The sequence below is a fragment of the Billgrantia saliphila genome (genome assembly GCF_002930105.1).
Taxonomy (GTDB): Bacteria; Pseudomonadota; Gammaproteobacteria; order Pseudomonadales; family Halomonadaceae; genus Halomonas; species Halomonas saliphila.
This window is the reverse complement of the sequence record NZ_PJRN01000015.1, coordinates 18,854-35,236: the sequence shown is the minus strand read 5'-3', so window position 1 is coordinate 35,236 and position 16,383 is coordinate 18,854. Positions and strand designations below refer to the sequence as shown.

The 16,383-nt window shown below is 68.1% G+C and carries 16 protein-coding genes; 2 read left to right on the top strand and 14 right to left on the bottom strand.

Annotated features, from left to right (window positions below; translation table 11 throughout):
* Positions 1–3 precede the first annotated feature (3 nt).
* The 14 genes from CYJ07_RS15890 to ltnD form a co-directional block, all read right to left on the bottom strand.
* Entirely contained in the window at positions 4–888 is an 885-nt protein-coding gene (locus tag CYJ07_RS15890) for an NAD(P)-dependent oxidoreductase (RefSeq protein WP_104204756.1), read from the bottom strand.
* Positions 889–913: 25 nt separating this feature from the next.
* Positions 914–2,380: an aldehyde dehydrogenase family protein gene (locus CYJ07_RS15885; RefSeq protein WP_104204755.1), complete on the bottom strand. Its 1,467-nt coding sequence runs from the start codon at positions 2,378–2,380 to the stop codon at positions 914–916.
* 39 nt (positions 2,381–2,419) lie between these two features.
* A complete protein-coding gene (locus CYJ07_RS15880) occupies positions 2,420–3,916 on the bottom strand; it encodes a sodium:solute symporter family protein (protein ID WP_104204696.1) in 1,497 nt (498 codons plus the stop codon).
* Complete coding sequence (locus CYJ07_RS15875) at positions 3,909–4,139, bottom strand: hypothetical protein (RefSeq protein ID WP_104204695.1); 231 nt, start codon at positions 4,137–4,139, stop codon at positions 3,909–3,911. Before CYJ07_RS15875 ends, CYJ07_RS15880 begins: the two co-directional genes overlap by 8 nt.
* Positions 4,140–4,192: 53 nt before the next feature.
* The gene (locus CYJ07_RS15870; protein WP_104204694.1) at positions 4,193–5,584 is read right to left on the bottom strand and encodes an amidase; all 1,392 of its coding nucleotides are present in this window, start codon (positions 5,582–5,584) and stop codon (positions 4,193–4,195) included.
* Positions 5,585–5,714: 130 nt separating this feature from the next.
* Positions 5,715–6,629 (bottom strand): LysR family transcriptional regulator, encoded by a 915-nt coding sequence (locus CYJ07_RS15865; RefSeq protein WP_104204693.1) that lies wholly within the window; start codon positions 6,627–6,629, stop codon positions 5,715–5,717.
* Between the two features lie 28 nt (positions 6,630–6,657).
* Positions 6,658–7,932 carry a TRAP transporter large permease gene (locus tag CYJ07_RS15860; protein ID WP_104204692.1) on the bottom strand — a complete coding sequence of 425 codons (1,275 nt, stop codon included), beginning with the start codon at positions 7,930–7,932 and terminating at the stop codon, positions 6,658–6,660.
* Positions 7,929–8,528: a TRAP transporter small permease gene (locus CYJ07_RS15855; RefSeq protein ID WP_104204691.1), complete on the bottom strand. Its 600-nt coding sequence runs from the start codon at positions 8,526–8,528 to the stop codon at positions 7,929–7,931. The genes CYJ07_RS15860 and CYJ07_RS15855 overlap by 4 nt, the downstream gene beginning before the upstream one ends.
* 94 nt (positions 8,529–8,622) lie before the next feature.
* Positions 8,623–9,627: a TRAP transporter substrate-binding protein gene (locus CYJ07_RS15850; RefSeq protein WP_104204690.1), complete on the bottom strand. Its 1,005-nt coding sequence runs from the start codon at positions 9,625–9,627 to the stop codon at positions 8,623–8,625.
* 65 nt (positions 9,628–9,692) lie between these two features.
* Positions 9,693–10,673, bottom strand: a complete 981-nt coding sequence (gene denD / locus CYJ07_RS15845; RefSeq protein ID WP_104204689.1) for a D-erythronate dehydrogenase — start codon at positions 10,671–10,673, stop codon at positions 9,693–9,695.
* Between the two features lie 57 nt (positions 10,674–10,730).
* Positions 10,731–11,525: a 2-oxo-tetronate isomerase gene (otnI, locus tag CYJ07_RS15840; protein ID WP_104204688.1), complete on the bottom strand. Its 795-nt coding sequence runs from the start codon at positions 11,523–11,525 to the stop codon at positions 10,731–10,733.
* 22 nt (positions 11,526–11,547) lie between these two features.
* Entirely contained in the window at positions 11,548–12,195 is a 648-nt protein-coding gene (otnC, locus tag CYJ07_RS15835; RefSeq protein WP_104204687.1) for a 3-oxo-tetronate 4-phosphate decarboxylase, read from the bottom strand.
* The gene (otnK, locus tag CYJ07_RS15830; protein WP_104204686.1) at positions 12,192–13,514 is read right to left on the bottom strand and encodes a 3-oxo-tetronate kinase; all 1,323 of its coding nucleotides are present in this window, start codon (positions 13,512–13,514) and stop codon (positions 12,192–12,194) included. Before otnK ends, otnC begins: the two co-directional genes overlap by 4 nt.
* A gap of 2 nt (positions 13,515–13,516) precedes the next feature.
* The gene (gene ltnD, locus CYJ07_RS15825) at positions 13,517–14,506 is read right to left on the bottom strand and encodes an L-threonate dehydrogenase (protein WP_104204685.1); all 990 of its coding nucleotides are present in this window, start codon (positions 14,504–14,506) and stop codon (positions 13,517–13,519) included.
* A gap of 73 nt (positions 14,507–14,579) precedes the next feature.
* Here ltnD and CYJ07_RS15820 point away from each other — a divergent pair, with 73 nt between their 5' ends.
* Positions 14,580–15,620, top strand: coding sequence for a LacI family DNA-binding transcriptional regulator (locus tag CYJ07_RS15820; protein WP_104204684.1), 1,041 nt, complete (start codon positions 14,580–14,582; stop codon positions 15,618–15,620).
* A gap of 79 nt (positions 15,621–15,699) precedes the next feature.
* Positions 15,700–16,383 (top strand): TVP38/TMEM64 family protein, encoded by a 684-nt coding sequence (locus tag CYJ07_RS15815; protein WP_104204683.1) that lies wholly within the window; start codon positions 15,700–15,702, stop codon positions 16,381–16,383.

Genomic DNA, 16,383 nt, shown 5'->3' with positions numbered 1-16,383 from the left:
GGCTCAGTCCCTTTCCAGCAGGCTGACCAGTTCCGGCACCGGGCGTTCGGCATGGCCGGCATCGCTGGCCTGGCGATAGAGCGCCAACACCGCCTCCGCCACGCCATGCTCGGCGGCGAGATCCTCAGTCATGGTGCGGTAGTAGCCGATGTCCTTGAGCGCGTTGGCCACGCTGAAGCGAAACCCCGCTGAATCACCGGATTCGATGAAGGGACGCAGGCGCTCCAGGATCACACCACCGCCGCCGCCCTTGCCCAGCACGTCGAGGAAGGCGGCATCGTCGATGCCGGCCCGGCGCGAAGCCGCCGCGGCCTCGGCCAGCACCGCGGTGAAGCCCAGCGAGACGAAGTTGTGCAAGAGTTTCAGGGTATGTCCCGCCCCCACCGGCCCGGCGTGGGCGATGTTCTCGGCGAAGCACGCAAGCAGCGGGCGCAGCTCCTCGAACAGCGCCTGCGGCGCGCCGACGATCAGGTTCAATCGCCCCGCCTCGGCCTCCTTGGGCGTGCGCGTCATGGCCGCGTCCAGGAAGCGACCGCCCGCTGCCGCCACGCGTTCGGCCACGCGCTCGGTGGAGCTCGGCAGCGCCGTGGAGCAGTCGATCACCACGGTCCCGGGCATCAGCCCCTCGAGCACCCCGCCGGGCTCGAACAGCACTGCCTCCACCTGGGGCGAGCCGGTGACGCAGAGGATCACCGCCTCGGCCTCGGCGGCCACCTCGCGGGCACTGCTTCGGGGTTCGGCCCCCGCAGCCAGCAGATCGTCCACCGGCTGGTTCCCGGGATGTTCCAGAAAGCATAGCGAATGCCCGCCACGCAGCAGGTTGGCGGCGATTCCGTGGCCCATCAGCCCCACTCCGACCAGGCCGATGCGCCACCGACGCTCAGACATCGAGTCCATGCCTCTCTCCCCTGACTTATCCATGCTTGATGGCTACCGTCTTCAAGCGGGTGTAGCTGCGCAGCCCCTCGAAGCCTTTCTCACGGCCGTGCCCCGACCGCCCCACCCCGCCGAATGGCAGCTCGATGCCGCCGCCCGCGCCGTAGTTGTTGACGAACACCTGGCCGCTGCGGATGCCCTTGGCCAGGCGCAGTTGGCGCCCCCCGTCGCGGGTCCAGACCCCGGCGCACAGACCGAAGTCGGTGGCATTGGCCAGGCGCAGGGCCTCGGCCTCATCGCGGAAGACCTGCAACGCCAGCACCGGACCGAACAGCTCCTCGCGCAGCACGTCGTGGCCGGCCGGAATGTCGGTGAGGATCTGCGGTACCACGAAATGACCGCCGGACGGCGCGGTTTCGGCCAGCCGTGCCCTGGCCGCGACCCGAATGCCATCGGCCATGGCGGCGTCGAGACGCGCCTCGAGCTTGGCCTTCTGGCGTGCGTTGATCAGCGGGCCGCAGTCGGCGTCCGCCTCGCCCGCATCGCAGCGCAGCGCCGAGAAGCGCTCGATCAACGCCCCCAGGGCCGCTTCGGCGCAGCTCGCCTCTAGTAGCAGTCGACTGCCGGCCGAGCAGGTCTGCCCCGCGTTCTGCACGATGCCGCGCACCACCGCCTCCAGCGCCGCGTCCTGGTCGGCGTCGGCAAAGACGATTTGCGGCGACTTGCCGCCAAGTTCCAGGGTCACCGGCACGTGATGCCCCGCCGCGGCCCGGTTCACGCGGGTGCCGGTCTCGGGGGAGCCGGTGAACGAAAGATGATCGATGCCGGGGTGCGCCGCCAGCGCTGCCCCCGCTTCGCTGCCGAGCCCCGGCAGCACGTTCAGCGCGCCCGGCGGCAAGCCATGCTCCTGGGCCAGCTGGGCCAGGCGCAGCACGCTCAGGCAGGCATCCTCGGCGGGCTTGAGTACCACCGTATTACCGGCGGCGAGCGCCGCGGCCACGCAGCGGCCAAATATCTGTGCCGGATAGTTCCAGGGAATGATCTGGGCGCATACGCCGAAGGGCTCGCGCAGGGTCAGCACGGCGAAGCCATCGTCGAAGGGAATCGTCTCGCCGTGCAGCTTGTCGGCGCCACCGCCGTAGAAGCGAAAATAGCGGGCGCAGGCCGCGATATCGCCGCGCGCCTGGGTCATCGGCTTGCCGGTATCGGCACACTCCAGGGCCGCCAGGGTGTCGCGATCGGCGTCGATGACCTCGGCGAAGGCGAGCAGCCATTCGCCGCGTCGCCTGGCACCCCAGCGCGACCAGTCCCCCAGGCTTCCGCCGAAGGCACGGCGGGCGGCATCCACCGCCACCCTCACTTCTTCGTCTTGGCAGCGGGCGATTTGCGCGATGGCGGCGCCGCTGGAGGGCGTCTCTACTTCGATCAATGCCTGGGTCGGTACCCATTCGCCGCCGATCAGGGCGCCGGCGGGGGGAGTGGCGGGCAGTGCGTGATGGCTCATGATGCGCATGTCCTCGTCAAGCGGTTGGTGTCGGTCGAGTCACGGGAGCGACAGGGCCGGTGTCTGTCGGCGGTAGTGCCAGGGCGCGGCGATACGGAAGAAGCGCTCGGTGACGTCAGCGGCAACGGGGGCGGTCAGCAGTGACACCAGGATGAAGACCGGCAGGTTGATCATCAGTCCCCAGAAGCCGGCATGGATGCCCAGCGGATGCGGCCAGAGCGTGGTGAGGGCTACGGTCACGACGAAACCGACCAGGATGCCCGCGGCGACACCCCAGCCAGACGCACGTGGCCAGAAGAACATGCCGATGAAGGCCGGCAGCACCTGGGAGGCGAACCCCAGGCCGATCAGCAGAATCATCACCAGGTTGCCCGGCTCGGCAATGGCCAGCGGCGCGATGATCAAGGCCATCAGAGGGAAGATCAGCCAGCGCGCCAGCACTCCGGCACGCGCCTCGGACAGCTTGAAGGCCGGTTGCAGCACATCCTTGCTGTAGGTCAGGGCCACGGAATGGATGAAGGGTTCGCAGGAAGACATCGACGCGGCCAGGGTTCCCGCCCCCAGCAGCCCGACCAGGAGCGAGGGCATGTGCTGCATGGCGTATTCCAGCGCCACCGTGTCGACACGGGCCAGTTCGGGTAACGAAAAGATGCCGATGAAACCCACCACGACCATGGGCAGAATCACCACGTAGTAGGTGGGCAGCCAGGTCGCACTGCGTCGTATGGTGCGGGCCGACGAAGCGCTCATCCACTGGGTCCACACCGGCGGCATGAACGACAGCATCGAGACGATGATAGAGGTGGTCCAGAAGCTGAAGCTCATGTCCCCGCCCGCGCCGGGCAGGGTCAGGTACGCGGCGTGCTCGTGCTGCAGCCGCGCGAACACACCGGCGAAGCCCCACTCGCCCGTTGCCACCCGGGCTGCCCACAGACCCACTGCCCAGGCGACGCCGAGCATCAGTACGCCCTGAAAGGCATTGGTCCTGCCGATGGCGCGCTGCCCGCTGACGAACAGATAGAGCGCGATGCAGCTCAGCACCAGCAGCACGCCGCCCCAGACGGGAATGGCTCCGCCGCTCATCACGAAGAGGATGTAGGCTGAACCGATGGTCTGGAGCACGGCATAGGCCAGCGATCCCACCGACATCACCAGCGCGGCCAGGGCGCCCAGTGCCGGGCTCTGGTAACGATCCGCGATGGCGCTGGCCTGGGTCACATGACCGAACTTCTCGCCGAAGGCCCACACTTTGGGTCCGAAATACCAGGCGACCAGCGCCAGATATGCCAGATAGATTGCCACGTAGAACACCGGCACGCCCTTGGAGTAGGCCCAGCCGGGAGCCCCCATGAAGGTATAGGCGCTGACGCTACCGGCGGCGATCAGCAGGTAGAGCGTTACCGGCCCCATGCTGCGTCCCGCCACCCCCCACTCCTCCAGACTGTCCATGCGTCGCCCCGCCCGGGCGTGCAGGCCGATGCCGATGGCGACCGCCACGTACGCCAGGGTAATCAGCAGCGGCAGCCAGCTAGTCATCGCTCTCGTCCTCCCCCACCAGCCGGTTGCCGAGCACCATGATCGCGCAGCAGGAGAAGATGATGAGATAACTCCAGGCCACCAGGGCCGGGACGCCGAACACCAAGGTGGCACGATTGACCCAGCCGATCATCGGCCAGACTCCTGCCACGATGACCAGCAGGAAACCACTCGATACGATCCAGCCCTTCCAGCTGGTCGGCAATACGATGGGACGGCGCATGAGTCACTCCGCAGACGTGATCAAAGTTGTTTTACGAGACCATCGAGCGACCCTCACCTCGGCGGCAATGGCCAGGAGGTCATCGGGCCTCGCCACGTCTCGAACGCCCCGGCCAGTTTCAGTACCCGATGGTCTTCGAAGCGCGGCGCGACGATCTGCAGCCCGATCGGCATCCCGACGCGACTGAAGCCGGCATTCAGCGAAATGGCCGGCTGCTCGCCCATGTTCCACGGCACGGTGTAGGCGATATGCTCGAAGGGACGCCGAGGATCGTTGGTCGGCGAGGGCCAATCGGCGGGAAAGGCCAGGTTCGGCGTCGTTGGCGAGATCAGCGCGTCGACCTCATCGAAGATCGCCTCGGTCGCCCGGCGCATGGCCAGGGTCTGCTGGAACCCGCGCACGACTTCGACGCCGGTGAGTCGCGCTCCGCTCTCCGCCCAGGCCACGATCTCGGGCAGCACTCGGGCGCGCTCGTCGGCGCTCAGCAGCTCCAGCTCGCTCCACTGCCGGGCTTGCCAGAACCGATCCAGTCCATCGAGCATCTCGCGGGTCAGTACCGGGCCCAGTGGCACCAAAGTGGCACCGGCGGTCTCGAAGGCCCGCGCGGCGGCTTCGACCGCAGCCCGGATCTCGTCGTCCAGCGGCAGGCCGCAGCCCGCCTCGAGCATCACGCCCAGGCGCAGGCCCCGCACCTCGATGGCGAGGTCCTGCCAGTCAATGGTCTCGGGCGGCAGACGCATGGCATCGCGACGGTCGGTGCGTGCCAGGGTCGTCATCATCAAGGCGGCATCCGCCACGCTGCGCGTCATCGGGCCGGCGCAGCGGCCGACATAGTAGGGGTCGATGGGAATCCGCCCGAGGGTCGGTTTGAAGCCGACGATGCCGCACCAGGCCGCCGGCAGACGGATCGAGCCGCCGATGTCGGTACCCAGGTGCAGCGGGCCGTACCCTGCGGCGGCTGCCGCCGCCGCACCGGAGCTCGACCCGCCGGGATTCCATTCCAGGTTCCAGGGGTTGCGGGTCAGGCCGTGGAAGGAGGAGCGCCCGGACGACAGCATCCCGTAGTCCGGACAGGTGGTCTTGGCCACCCGCAAGGCGCCTGCCTCGGCCAGGCGGGCCGCTGGCGGGGCGTCCTCTATGGCCGGCGGGTGCTCGCCGGCGAGGGTGCCATGAGGCACCGGCAGGCCGCGGGTCGCGATCAGCTCCTTGAGCGTCACCGGCACGCCGTCCAGGGCTCCTCGCGGCTCGCCGCGAGCCCAGCGCGCGGTGGCGGCCTCGGCCGCCCGGGCGAGGCCCTCGGGATCATAGGCATAGAGCGCATTCAGCGCCGGTTCCCATTGTCCGATATGGCGCGTCAGCGCCTCGACATACTCACTCGGTGACAATCGCTTGCGACGGTAGGCTTCGAGCAACTCCGTCGCCGTCAGCGTCAAGCCATCGTTCATGGCATCACTCGGTCTTGTTGTTGGTATTCCTCAGCATGGTGCGACCCGGTGCGCCTGGCCACATCAATCCAGGCGTCAGGGCGTCCACTTTTTGTGCGCGCCCCGCGCGGGTTGTAACCTCAGGTCCGGTTCAAGTCTCTTCCCGCTCACCGGACAAGTTTTCCAGGGCATTGGCGAGGAGTGACAGGCACGCCTCCATGGCGAAGCTGCGCTGACGGTGCCGATAGAGGCACAGGTCGACCCTCGCCCCCGCCAGTTCGGTCTGCTTCAGCGGCACGGCGCGCAGCTGTCCGGCGTCGCACTCTCGCGCCACGGCCATGCGCGGCAGCACCAGAATGGCCCCGCCGGCCATGGCCAGCGACTTCTGGGTTTCCAGCGAGGAGGTATGAAAATTGGGTGCCAGGCGCACCCCCTGCTCCCGGGCCGCGCGATCGAGCGCCTGGCGCACTCCGAAGGAGTCGTCCGGCAGAGCCAGGGCATGGCCGGCGATATCCGCCAGCGACAACGACTCGGCTGATGCCAGGGGATGGCAGGGGGCCATGACCGCATGGTGGGTCAGCTCCGCGCTCGCCACGCTGACGATGTCGTCCCGCTGTGGCAGGAAGAAGGCTAGGCCGATATCGGCGTCGCCACGGCGCAACGCCTCGATGACCCGGCCGGCACTGGCAATCGAGATGTCGAAGCATAGCCGGGGATGTTCGCGACTCAGGCTCGTCAACGCCGGGACCAGCAATCCGGACACGATGCCCTCGGCCGCCTGGATGCTGACCCGTCCCGTCCTGAGCCCCTGCAGGTCGGCGATATGCGCTTCGACCCGCTCGAAATCACGCAGGGTCCGCCGCGCCTGGGCGGCCAGCAGCTCGCCGGCCGCCGTGAGACGGATGCCGTCCGGGCCACGCTCGATCAATGGCGTCCCGAGGTGGTGCTCCAGCAGGTCGATCTGACGGCTGATCGCCGTCGGCGCGATATGCAGCACCGTAGCCGCCTGGCGCAGCGACCGGCAACGGGCCACGGTATCGAAGTAACGCAGGGCACGCCATTGCATCGCCATTCCTTATTAGAGTCCAGCATCTTCAATACAGCAGATCGACCAGTCCCATCGATATCCACGGCATGTAGGTGATGGCCATCAGGCAAGCCAGCACCACAAGCACGAAGCGCAGCAGCCAGGGCAGCATCTGGTCGATGGAGATGCGTGCCACCGCGCAGGCGGCGAACAGGTTGACCCCCAGCGGCGGCGTGATCATGCCCAGCGCCAGGTTGACTACCATGATCAGGCCGAAATGCACCGGATGGACGCCGAACTGAATGGCGATCGGCGTCAGAATCGGGGCCAGCACCAGGATGGCCGCCGAGGTCTCGATGAACATGCCGACGACCAGCAGCAGAGCGTTGACCGCCAGCAGGAAGGACATCGGAGCGTCGAAGACCTCGGTGACCCAGCCGGCGATCTGGCCCGGCAGCCCGGTACGACTGATCAGGAAGCTGAACAGCGAGGCGGCGGCGATGATCAGCATCACCGCGGCCGTGGAGACCACGCTCTGGCGCAGGATCGGCCACAGGTCGGCTGCCTTCAGTTCGCGATAGTAGAGCCCACCCACCACCAGCGCATAGAACACGGCGACGGCCGACGCTTCGGTCGGGGTGAACACCCCGCCGTAGATACCGCCGATGACCACGACGGGCATCAGCAGGGCGGCCCAGGCGCGCCGGAACGAGACCATGAAGCCGGTGCTGTCCTTGTGATCTTCTAGGCCATAGCCGCGCAGCTTGCAGAACAGGTAGAGGAAGGCGATCAGCGCGATGCCGATCAACAGCCCCGGCCCGACGCCGGCCAGGAACAGCTGGCCGATGGAGGTGTCGGTGCTGACGCCGAACAGGATCAACGGAATCGACGGCGGTATCAGCACGCCGAGCTCCGCCGAGGTGGCCTGGATCGAGGCCGCCAGCGGCTTGGGATAGCCATGGCGTACCATTGCCGGGATCAGGATGGCGCCGATGGCGAAGGTTGTGGCCACGCTCGAGCCCGAAACCGCGGCGAACATCATGCAGGTCAGCACGCAGGTCATCGCCAACCCGCCCTGGACGCCGCCGACGATCGACTTGGCGAGATCCACCAGGCGCTGCGAAATGCCCCCTGCCGCCATCAGGTTGCCGGCGAGGATGAAGAAAGGAATCGCCATCAGCGGAAACTTGTCGATGCCGATGAACATCTGCTGCGGTACCAGCAGCAGCGGCAGCCGTGAGAAGAACTCAATGCCGATGATCGACGCCAGCATGATCGAGACGGCGATCGGCACGCCGAAGGCGAAGAGGATGATCAGCGACAGGCCGATGACGAGATTCATGGCCGCGTCTCCCCCGGTTCGGCGCTCGCGTTCGAGTCGTCCTGGAGCTCGCGACGCATCGGCGGGCTCTGCGGTATCTCGGCCTCTGTGCCGACCTCGCTCGCCTCCGGCCCCACCGGCTCGCGCCCGGTGATCTGCGCCAGCAGGCGGGCGAGGACCGCGACGATGGCGAAGCCGGCGCCGACGGGAATTGCCGCGTAGGCGTAGGACATGGAGATGTTCATGCCCGACATGGTCTGGTTCGCGACCCGCAGGGTCATCTGCAGGCCGAAGTGGATCAACACCGTCAGCACCGCCAGGCAGCACGCCACGATGGCCAGCTCGAGAAGCAGCACCAAGCGTTGCGGTACGAGCTTGTAGATCACCTCGACGGCCATCATGTAACCCCCGCGGAAGGTCGCGGCCGCGGCCATGAACACGCACCAGATCATCGCCGTGCGTGCGGCCACCTCCGACCAGGTGGAGGGCGCGTTGAACACGAAGCGCGTGAGCACCTGGTAGAAGCTGAGCGTGACCGAAACCACCAGCATGATCACGGCGAGGGCCAGGGCCAGGCGCGTCAACTGGCGCTCGAAACGAAGAAACAGGTCCACCATGGGCGCACGATTCCTGCCGGTGTGCCCCGGCATAGGCCGGGGCACGGTTTGGAAACTTCCCTCAGGAAGCACTGAACAGAGCGTCAGCGTTTCCTCAGCAGCTGCCGGCCTTCTCCTGTATACGCTCCAGCATCTCGCTGCCATGCTGGTCGGTGAAGATCTGGTAGGCCGGCTCGACGGCCTCCTGGAAGGGAGCGATGTCGATATCGGTCTGAACCGTCATGCCACGCTCCTCCAGTAGCGCCACGCCCTCCTCTTCCAGTCGCGACACTTCAGCCCGAGTGGCCTCGGCCGAGGCACGGGCGGCTTCGCGGAACCATTCGCGCTCCTCGTCGCTCAGCCCATCGAGCAGGAGCGGCGAGCCCAGCACCACGGCCGGCGAGTAGACGTGGCCGGTCAACGAAAGGTGATCCTGTACCTCCCAGAAATTGGTGGCGACGATCACCGTGATGGGATTCTCCTGGCCATCCACGGTGCCCTGCTGCAACGCGGTGAACAGCTCCGGAAACGCCATCGGCGTGGGTCGCGCGCCCAGTTGGCGGAACGCTTCCTGATGCACCTCGTTTTCCATGGTGCGCACCCGCAGCCCTTCGGCATCGTCGGGACTGGTCACCGCGCGCTCGTTATTGGTCAGGTGGCGAAAGCCGTTCTCCGACCAGGCCAGGCCGGCCAGGTCGTGGTCGGCCATCTTCTCCAGCAACTCGTCGCCGAGCTCGCTGTCCAGCACGCAGCGCGCCTGGTCGTAGTTCTCGAACAGGAACGGCAGGTCGAGCACGTAGGTCTCGGGCACGAAGTTGCCGAGCGGCCCGGTGGAAGTGATGACGATGTCCACGGTGCCGATCTGCAGCCCCTCGATCATCTCCCGCTCGCCGCCCAGCGCCCCGGACGGGTGCTCGGTAACCGTGAAGGCGCCGTCGCTGAGTTTTTCGAGCGTCTCCTTGAAGGCCTTCGCCCCCACGGCGTAGTGGGAGGAAGAGGACAGTGTGTGGCCGAGGCTGACCTCCTGGGCCGCCTGGACGTTGGCCGCCATGATGGAGAGCGCCAGGGTGGAAAGGCCCCCGATGGTGGCGCAGAGAGTGTGGCGTGCGTGAGTCTTCATTGTTATTACCTCTCTTGTTGTGAAACCCCTTGGGGTGGGCCGGACGGCGTGGGGCCGCCGCGGCGTCATGCTCCGGTTCGAGCGGGTGCGTTCTCCGCCAGGAAGGCAGCGACGATCTCGTCGAGGCTGCGATCGCCGGCGAAGCCCAGTTCCCGGGCGCGTCGGATGTCGAAGCGCGCGGGCCAGCTGGCGACGATGGCTTCGATACGCGGGTCGCGCTCGTGACGGACCCGCGCCAGGGCCTGTTCGCCGGCGACCTGGCGCAGGGCTTCGAGCATCTCCGCCACGGTGACCGTGATGCCGGGCAGCATGAAGGCGCGAAACGGCGCCAGCGCCTCCCCCGGTACCTCGGCGCCGTGCACCAGGGCCTCGATCACCCGTGCCGGAGACATCACGAACATTGCCAGGTCGGTGGCCACCGGGCAGATGGCGTCCTCGCCGTTCAGCGGCTCCCGCAGAATGCTTGAGGCAAAGCTCGAGGCGGCGGCGTTGGGGCGCCCCGGGCGTACGATGATGGTGGGCAGGCGCAGCACGCAGCCGTCGATCAGGCCGCGGCGACTGTAGTCGTTGATCAGCAGTTCGCACATGGCCTTCTGGGTGCCGTAGGAGTTCTGCGGCTGCAGCGCGGTCATGTCATCGAGCACCGCGGGCAGGTCGCCGCCGTAGGCCGCCACCGAGCTGGCCATTACCAGGCGGGTCGTGGTCAAGCCTCGCGTCCGGCAGCCCTCGAGCAGCTCGCAGGTGGCATCGAAGTTCACCTCCATGCCCAGGTCCAGGTCGGCCTCGGCGGCCGAGCTGACCACGGCGGCCAGGTGATAGATGACATGCGGACGCGCATCGAGCACGTCGCCCAGCGCGCCGGGTTCGGCGATATCCACTGCGTGTCGATAGATCTCGACCGTGTCGCTGTCGGACGAAGGGGGCTCGATCTGGTCGATGAGGGTCAGGCGCTGAATGGCATGCCCTTGCAGCTCACCGCGTTCGAGCAGGCGAGCGACGAGGCGCTGGCCGAGAAAACCGGCGGCGCCGGTGATGAGGATATGCATGGCGTTTCGTCCCGCTGTCGTTGTTGTTCGTCGTGTCACCGTTCGCGTTGCCGGACTTCAGGGGCGCAGGCCGTAGCGCCGCCCCCAGCCCAGGCCCACCCGAGTGGAGCCGGCGGGGCGATACTCGCAACCGACCCATCCCTCGTAGCCAAGCCGCTCGAGGCGTTCGAACAGCGCTGGATAGTGCACTTCGCCGACGTCCGGCTCGCAGCGCTCCGGCACGCCGGCGACCTGCACATGGGCGACGGCGGCGAACTGGCGCTCCAGATGGCGAATCAGGTCGCCCTCCGTGACCTGGCAGTGGTACAGATCCAGCTGCAGGCGCAGGTTGCTGGCGCCCACCTCCTCGAGCACCGCCATGGCCTGGACCTGGCGCGCGAGAAAATATCCCGGCATGTCGCGGGTGTTGATCGGCTCGATCAGCACCTGGCGTCCCACCTTGGCCGCCTCGGCGGCGGCAAAGCGCAGGTTGGCCACATAGGTGGCATGATGGGCGGCGCGCGTCTTGGCGTCGGCGTCCACCGGCAGCCGCCCGGCCATGGCGTGCACGCGCGGGCACCCCAGCGCCTCGGCGTAGCGCAACGCCTCGATCACGCTGTCGCGAAACTCGGCCTCGCGCCCGGGCAGGCTGGCCAGGCCGCGCTCGCCGGCGTCCCAGTCGCCGGGCGGCAGGTTGAACAGCACCTGCTCGACGCCGGCCGCGCGCAGCGCTGCTGCCAGCACCTGCGGGTCGTGGGCGTAGGGGAACAGGTATTCCACACCGCGAAAGCCCGCCTCGGCAGCCGCCTTGATACGGTCGAGGAAGGCGTGCTCGGTGAATAGCATGGAGAGATTGGCAGCCAGTCGAATCATCGATGTGTCTCGTCGTTTCGTGTCAATCGCGCGGGAAGCGCGCCTCGAGTTCGGCGACCTGCTCAGGCGTCAATACGCGCGGATCGTGTCCGCGCAGCAGCAGGTGTAGCCGTGCCGTCTCCTCGAGCTCCTCGGTGGCGTAGACCGCCGCATCCAGATCCCTTCCCGCCACCACCGGTCCGTGGTTGGCCAGCAGCACGGCACTGTGGCGGCCGGCCAGCCCGCGCACGGCGTCGCCCAGTGCCGGGTCGCCCGGTACGTGATAGGGCACCAGCGGCAGCCGGCCCACGCGCATCACGTAGTAGGCGGTGAGCGGCGGAATGCAGTCGCGGGGGTCGACGTCTGGGAGGCAGGAGACCACCACCGAATGGGTCGAATGCAGATGCACGATGGCCCCCGACTGCGGCCGCTCGTCGTACATCGCCCGGTGCAGGAAGCTCTCCTTGGTCGGGGCGTCGCCGTCGAGCAGGCGTCCGTCGCGGTCGAGCTGCGATATGCGCGCCGGATCCAGCCGCCCCAGGCAGGCATTGGTCGGCGTCATCAGCCAGCCACCATCCTCCAGGCGCACGCTGATGTTGCCGCTCGAGCCCATCGTCAGGCCGCGGTCGAACAGCGACCTGCCCAGCGTGGCGATCCGCTCGCGCAGGCGGTTGCGGTCGGCGGTGCTCATGCCCTTCCTCCTTCGCCGCCGGTCGTCGGCAGCGTCTCGAAGGCGCGCAGGAAGAAGTCCTCGCGCCCGAAGTTGCCCGACTTCAGCGCCAGCGAAAGGGGTGTTTCGCGCCCCACGACGGTGGCCTGGGTCCAGGGCACACCGGGGTCGATCTGCTCGCCGATGCGCAGCGCCTGCAGGCCGAGTGCCGACACCACCGCACCGGCGCTCTCGCCCCCCGCGACCACCAGCCGCCCCACGCCTTCGGCGACCAGGACACGGGCCAGGTGGCCCAGCGCTTGCTCCACCAGTTCGCCCGCGCGCTCCCTGCCGAGGGCCTGCTGGACCCGCCGCAGGCGTTCGGCGCCGGCCGAAGCATAGATCAGCGCCGGCCCGCCGTTGGCCAGTTGGTGCCGGGCAAAGGTCAATGCCTCCTCCCGATGCGCCGGCCCTTCGGCCAGGGCCATCGGGTCGAGGGCGAAACCGGGATGGCGCGCCAGGAAGGCATCGACCTGGCCCAGCGTCGCCCGCGAGCAACTGCCGGCAAGCACCAGGGCGCCACCCGAGGCCGGCGCCAGGGCGCCGGGCGATGCCACCTCCCCCAGCCAGCCACGGCGGCGGTAATGCGCCGGCAGCGCCTGGCCGAGGCCGGAGCCACCGGTAACCAGCGGCAGATCGACCACCGCTTCGGCGAGCGTCGCCAGGTCGGCTTCGCTCAAGGTATCGCAGACCACCTGGCGCACGCCCTGCCCGGCCAACTTCTCGAGGCACGAGCGCGCGGCCTGGGCGCCGCGGGCCAGCGTCTGCCAGGCCAGCAGGCCGACGGGGTGCTCGCTCTGGCGCGCCAGCACCCGCACCAGATCGGCGTCTCGCATCGGCGTCAGCGGGTGATCCTGCATGCCGCTCTCGCTGAGCAGGCGGTCGCCGACGAACAGGTGGCCCTGGTAGACGGTGCGGCCGTTGACCGGGAAAGCGGGAACCATCACCGTGACGCGCCCCTCGAGCCTAGCCAGCAGCGCCTCGCTGACCGGCCCGATATTGCCGCGCTCGGTGGAATCGAAGGTGGAGCAGTACTTGAAGAAGCATTGCCGGGCGCCCTCGGCGCACAGCCACTCGAGGGCTCGCAGTGCGTCGCGGAGCGCCTCGTCGACCGGGCACGAGCGCGACTTCAGCGCCACGACGACGGCATCGACGTCGCCGCTGCCCTCGATCAGCTGCGCCAAGGGACGCTCGGGCACGCCGATCAACTGCACGCAGCGCATGCCGCCTCGTACCAGGTTGTTGGCGAGATCCGTCGCGCCGGTGAAGTCGTCGGCGATGGCGCCCAGCATGATCGGCATGCTCATACGCCTCCGTCATTGGCCGCTTCGGGCAAGGCGATGCCGCCAAGCCGCTGGTAGACCTTGATCACCGCCGCGTCGTCCTCGCGGCCGAAACCGGCGCCCTTGGCGGCGGTGAACTGCTGCAGGGCACTGGCCGCGATCGGCGTCGTCATGGCCAGCTCGCGGCCGGTCTCGTGCACGATGTTGAGATCCTTGACGAAGATGTCCACCGCCGAGAGCGGGGTGTAGTCGCCGGCGAGGATGTGCGGCACTCGGTTCTCGAACATCCAGGAATTGCCGGCGGAGTGGGTGATGACATCGAAGACGGTCTGCGGATCGAGCCCCATGCGAATCCCCAGCGCCATGGCTTCGGCCGCGGCGGCGATATGCACGCCCGCGAGCAGCTGGTTGACCAGCTTCATGCTCGAGCCGACACCCGGCGCATCGCCCAGCCGGTAGACGCTGGCCGCCATGGCGTCGAGCACCGGCCCGGCCTTGGCGAAGGCCGTCTCGCGGCCGGAGGCCATGACCGACAGCTTGCCCGAACGCGCCTTGGCCGCTCCGCCGCTGATGGGGGCGTCGAGCATCTCGATACCGTGCGCGGCCAGGCGCTCGGCGAGCCGCTTGGCCAGGCTCGGCGCCACGGTGGCGCACTGGATCAATAAGCCGCCCGGCTTGAATCGGTCCACCAAGCCCCTTTCGCCGAACAGCACCCGCTCGACCTGCTCGGCATTGACCACGATCGTCAGCACCACGTCGCATTCCGCCGCCAGCTCGTCGGGAGACCCCGCGCAGCGCCCACCGACACGTTCGAAGGCGCGGCACGCCGACTCGGCGATATCGCAGCCGACCACCGGCAGGCCGCGTTCGTGCAGGGCCGTCGCCGTGCCCAGCCCCATCGCCCCCAGACCGATGACGCCCACCCGGGGTGTTGTCGTGCTGTCGCTCACAGTCGGTCTCCTCGGTTCGCGCGGCCTCGTCGCGACATGTGCCAGGTGTAAAGCGCGCATGGTAGCGCTATCATGTTAGCGCTATCATCGTTGTAGATGATCGAATGGCCGGCAGCAAGGAACCGCCCGGAGGATGCGACCATTGTCTAATGAAGCCCCACCAGCAAGACGCCGCCGCGGTTCGGAACAGCCCACCCTCAAGGAGGTCGCGGACGCCGCAGGCGTGTCGCCGATCACCGCCTCGCGAGCGCTGAACGCTCCCGAGCGGGTCAACGCGCAGACTCGCGCCCGGGTGCTCACCGCCGTGGAGCGCCTGGGCTACGTCCCCAACCTGGCCGCCGGCAGCCTGGCCTCGGCCCGCTCGCGCTTCATCGCCGTCATCGTGCCGTCGCTGGCCAACACCGTCTTCATCGAGGTGATCCAGGGGCTGCAGGAAACCTTCGAGGCGCAGGGCTACCAGATCCTGCTGGGCAATACCGATTACGACATCGATCGCGAATACCAGCTGATTCGCACCTTCCTCGGCTGGTCCTGCTCGGCGCTGGTCACCGCCGGCCTTCGTCACAGCGAGGCCTGCCGCACCCTGCTGGCCAACTGGGACAAGCCGATCATGGAGGTCATGGAGCTGGGCGAGGCGCTCGATCTTAACGTGGGGCTCGACCATACCGAGGCGGGACGCTGCATGGCCCGGCATCTGCTCGAGCGAGGCCATCGCCGCGTTCTCTTCGTCGGCGCCCGGATGAGCGGCGATTACCGCGCGGCAATGCGCTATGCCGGGCATCGCGAGGTACTCGAGCAGGCAGGATGCGACGCGCCGCTGCTGGAGCTCGACCCCCTCGGCAGTCTGGACGCCGGCGCCGAGGGACTGGAGTGCGCGCTGGCCCACCGGGAGGGCATCAGCGCCATTCACTTCGCCAACGACGACCTGGCCACCGGCGCGCTGCTGCACGCCCAGCGAAGGGGGCTGAGCGTGCCGGACGACATGGCCATCGCCGGCTTCAACGGCCTGCCCCTTGGCCAGCACGTCACGCCACGCCTGACCACGATCCGCTCGCCGCGACAGCACATGGGGCAGCTCGCCGCCGAAGAGGTGATCCGCCGCCTCGAGAGCAAGCGCGTCCTGCGGCGCCAACATGATGTGGGTTTCGAACTGCTGATCGGCGAGAGCACCTGAGCGCCACGCGAGCCGAACCGGTTGGCCTCTTCGCGCGACCCGCCTATGCTGTAGCCTCTCCCCAGCATAGGTCGCTTCGATGCCCCGCTCCGTCCTGCTCGCCCTCGCCTCTCTCGCGGTTCTCGTACCGCTGGGACTGCTGTGGCAGTGGCTGGCGGCCAACGACCTGCTCGATGCCAATACCCTGCTCGCGTTGATGCAGGGTTCGCTGGCCTGGCGCGACACGCCCTGGGCGGGCGCGGTGGTGGTGAGTGCCTATCTGGTCGCTTCGCTGACCATGTTTCCGCTGAGCGTACTGGTCGTTCTCACGGGCCTGTTGTTCGGTCCCGTATGGGGCTTCATCTACTCCTTCATCGGCACCCTCGCCGGCTCGGTCGTCACCTTCTGGCTGGGGCGCCGGCTGGGGCGCGACGCGCTGCTGCGCCATGGCGGCACCCGCCTTCACGGCCTGTCGCGCTATCTGGCCGGTCGCGGCATTCGCACCATGACGCTGGTCAGCCTGCTACCGTTGGCACCCTTCACGCTGACCAATATGATGGCCGGCGCCTTCCATATCCGTTTTCGCGACTACATGCTGGGGACGATCATCGGCCTGACCCCCGGGCTCGCCGGCATCATCCTGCTCGGCAGCCAGCTCGGCACGCTGCTGACCGCCGAGGATCGCCACGAGCTGGCCTGGGCGGCGGGCGGCATTGTCGCCGGGCTCGCGCTGCTCTACGGTATCAAGCGCTGGGCCGACCGGCGCCGGCAGCGTCGGGTCTGA

Bases quoted from the DNA above. Each gene is read 5' to 3' on its own strand.
- CYJ07_RS15890 (WP_104204756.1), bottom strand. From the start codon at position 888: ATGTCTGAGCGTCGGTGGCGCATCGGCCTGGTCGGAGTGGGGCTGATG.
- CYJ07_RS15885 (WP_104204755.1), bottom strand. From the start codon at position 2,380: ATGAGCCATCACGCACTGCCCGCCACTCCCCCCGCCGGCGCCCTGATC.
- CYJ07_RS15880 (WP_104204696.1), bottom strand. From the start codon at position 3,916: ATGACTAGCTGGCTGCCGCTGCTGATTACCCTGGCGTACGTGGCGGTC.
- CYJ07_RS15875 (WP_104204695.1), bottom strand. From the start codon at position 4,139: ATGCGCCGTCCCATCGTATTGCCGACCAGCTGGAAGGGCTGGATCGTA.
- CYJ07_RS15870 (WP_104204694.1), bottom strand. From the start codon at position 5,584: ATGAACGATGGCTTGACGCTGACGGCGACGGAGTTGCTCGAAGCCTAC.
- CYJ07_RS15865 (WP_104204693.1), bottom strand. From the start codon at position 6,629: ATGCAATGGCGTGCCCTGCGTTACTTCGATACCGTGGCCCGTTGCCGG.
- CYJ07_RS15860 (WP_104204692.1), bottom strand. From the start codon at position 7,932: ATGAATCTCGTCATCGGCCTGTCGCTGATCATCCTCTTCGCCTTCGGC.
- CYJ07_RS15855 (WP_104204691.1), bottom strand. From the start codon at position 8,528: ATGGTGGACCTGTTTCTTCGTTTCGAGCGCCAGTTGACGCGCCTGGCC.
- CYJ07_RS15850 (WP_104204690.1), bottom strand. From the start codon at position 9,627: ATGAAGACTCACGCACGCCACACTCTCTGCGCCACCATCGGGGGCCTT.
- denD (WP_104204689.1), bottom strand. From the start codon at position 10,673: ATGCATATCCTCATCACCGGCGCCGCCGGTTTTCTCGGCCAGCGCCTC.
- otnI (WP_104204688.1), bottom strand. From the start codon at position 11,525: ATGATTCGACTGGCTGCCAATCTCTCCATGCTATTCACCGAGCACGCC.
- otnC (WP_104204687.1), bottom strand. From the start codon at position 12,195: ATGAGCACCGCCGACCGCAACCGCCTGCGCGAGCGGATCGCCACGCTG.
- otnK (WP_104204686.1), bottom strand. From the start codon at position 13,514: ATGCCGATCATGCTGGGCGCCATCGCCGACGACTTCACCGGCGCGACG.
- ltnD (WP_104204685.1), bottom strand. From the start codon at position 14,506: ATGCGCGCTTTACACCTGGCACATGTCGCGACGAGGCCGCGCGAACCG.
- CYJ07_RS15820 (WP_104204684.1), top strand. From the start codon at position 14,580: ATGCGACCATTGTCTAATGAAGCCCCACCAGCAAGACGCCGCCGCGGT.
- CYJ07_RS15815 (WP_104204683.1), top strand. From the start codon at position 15,700: ATGCCCCGCTCCGTCCTGCTCGCCCTCGCCTCTCTCGCGGTTCTCGTA.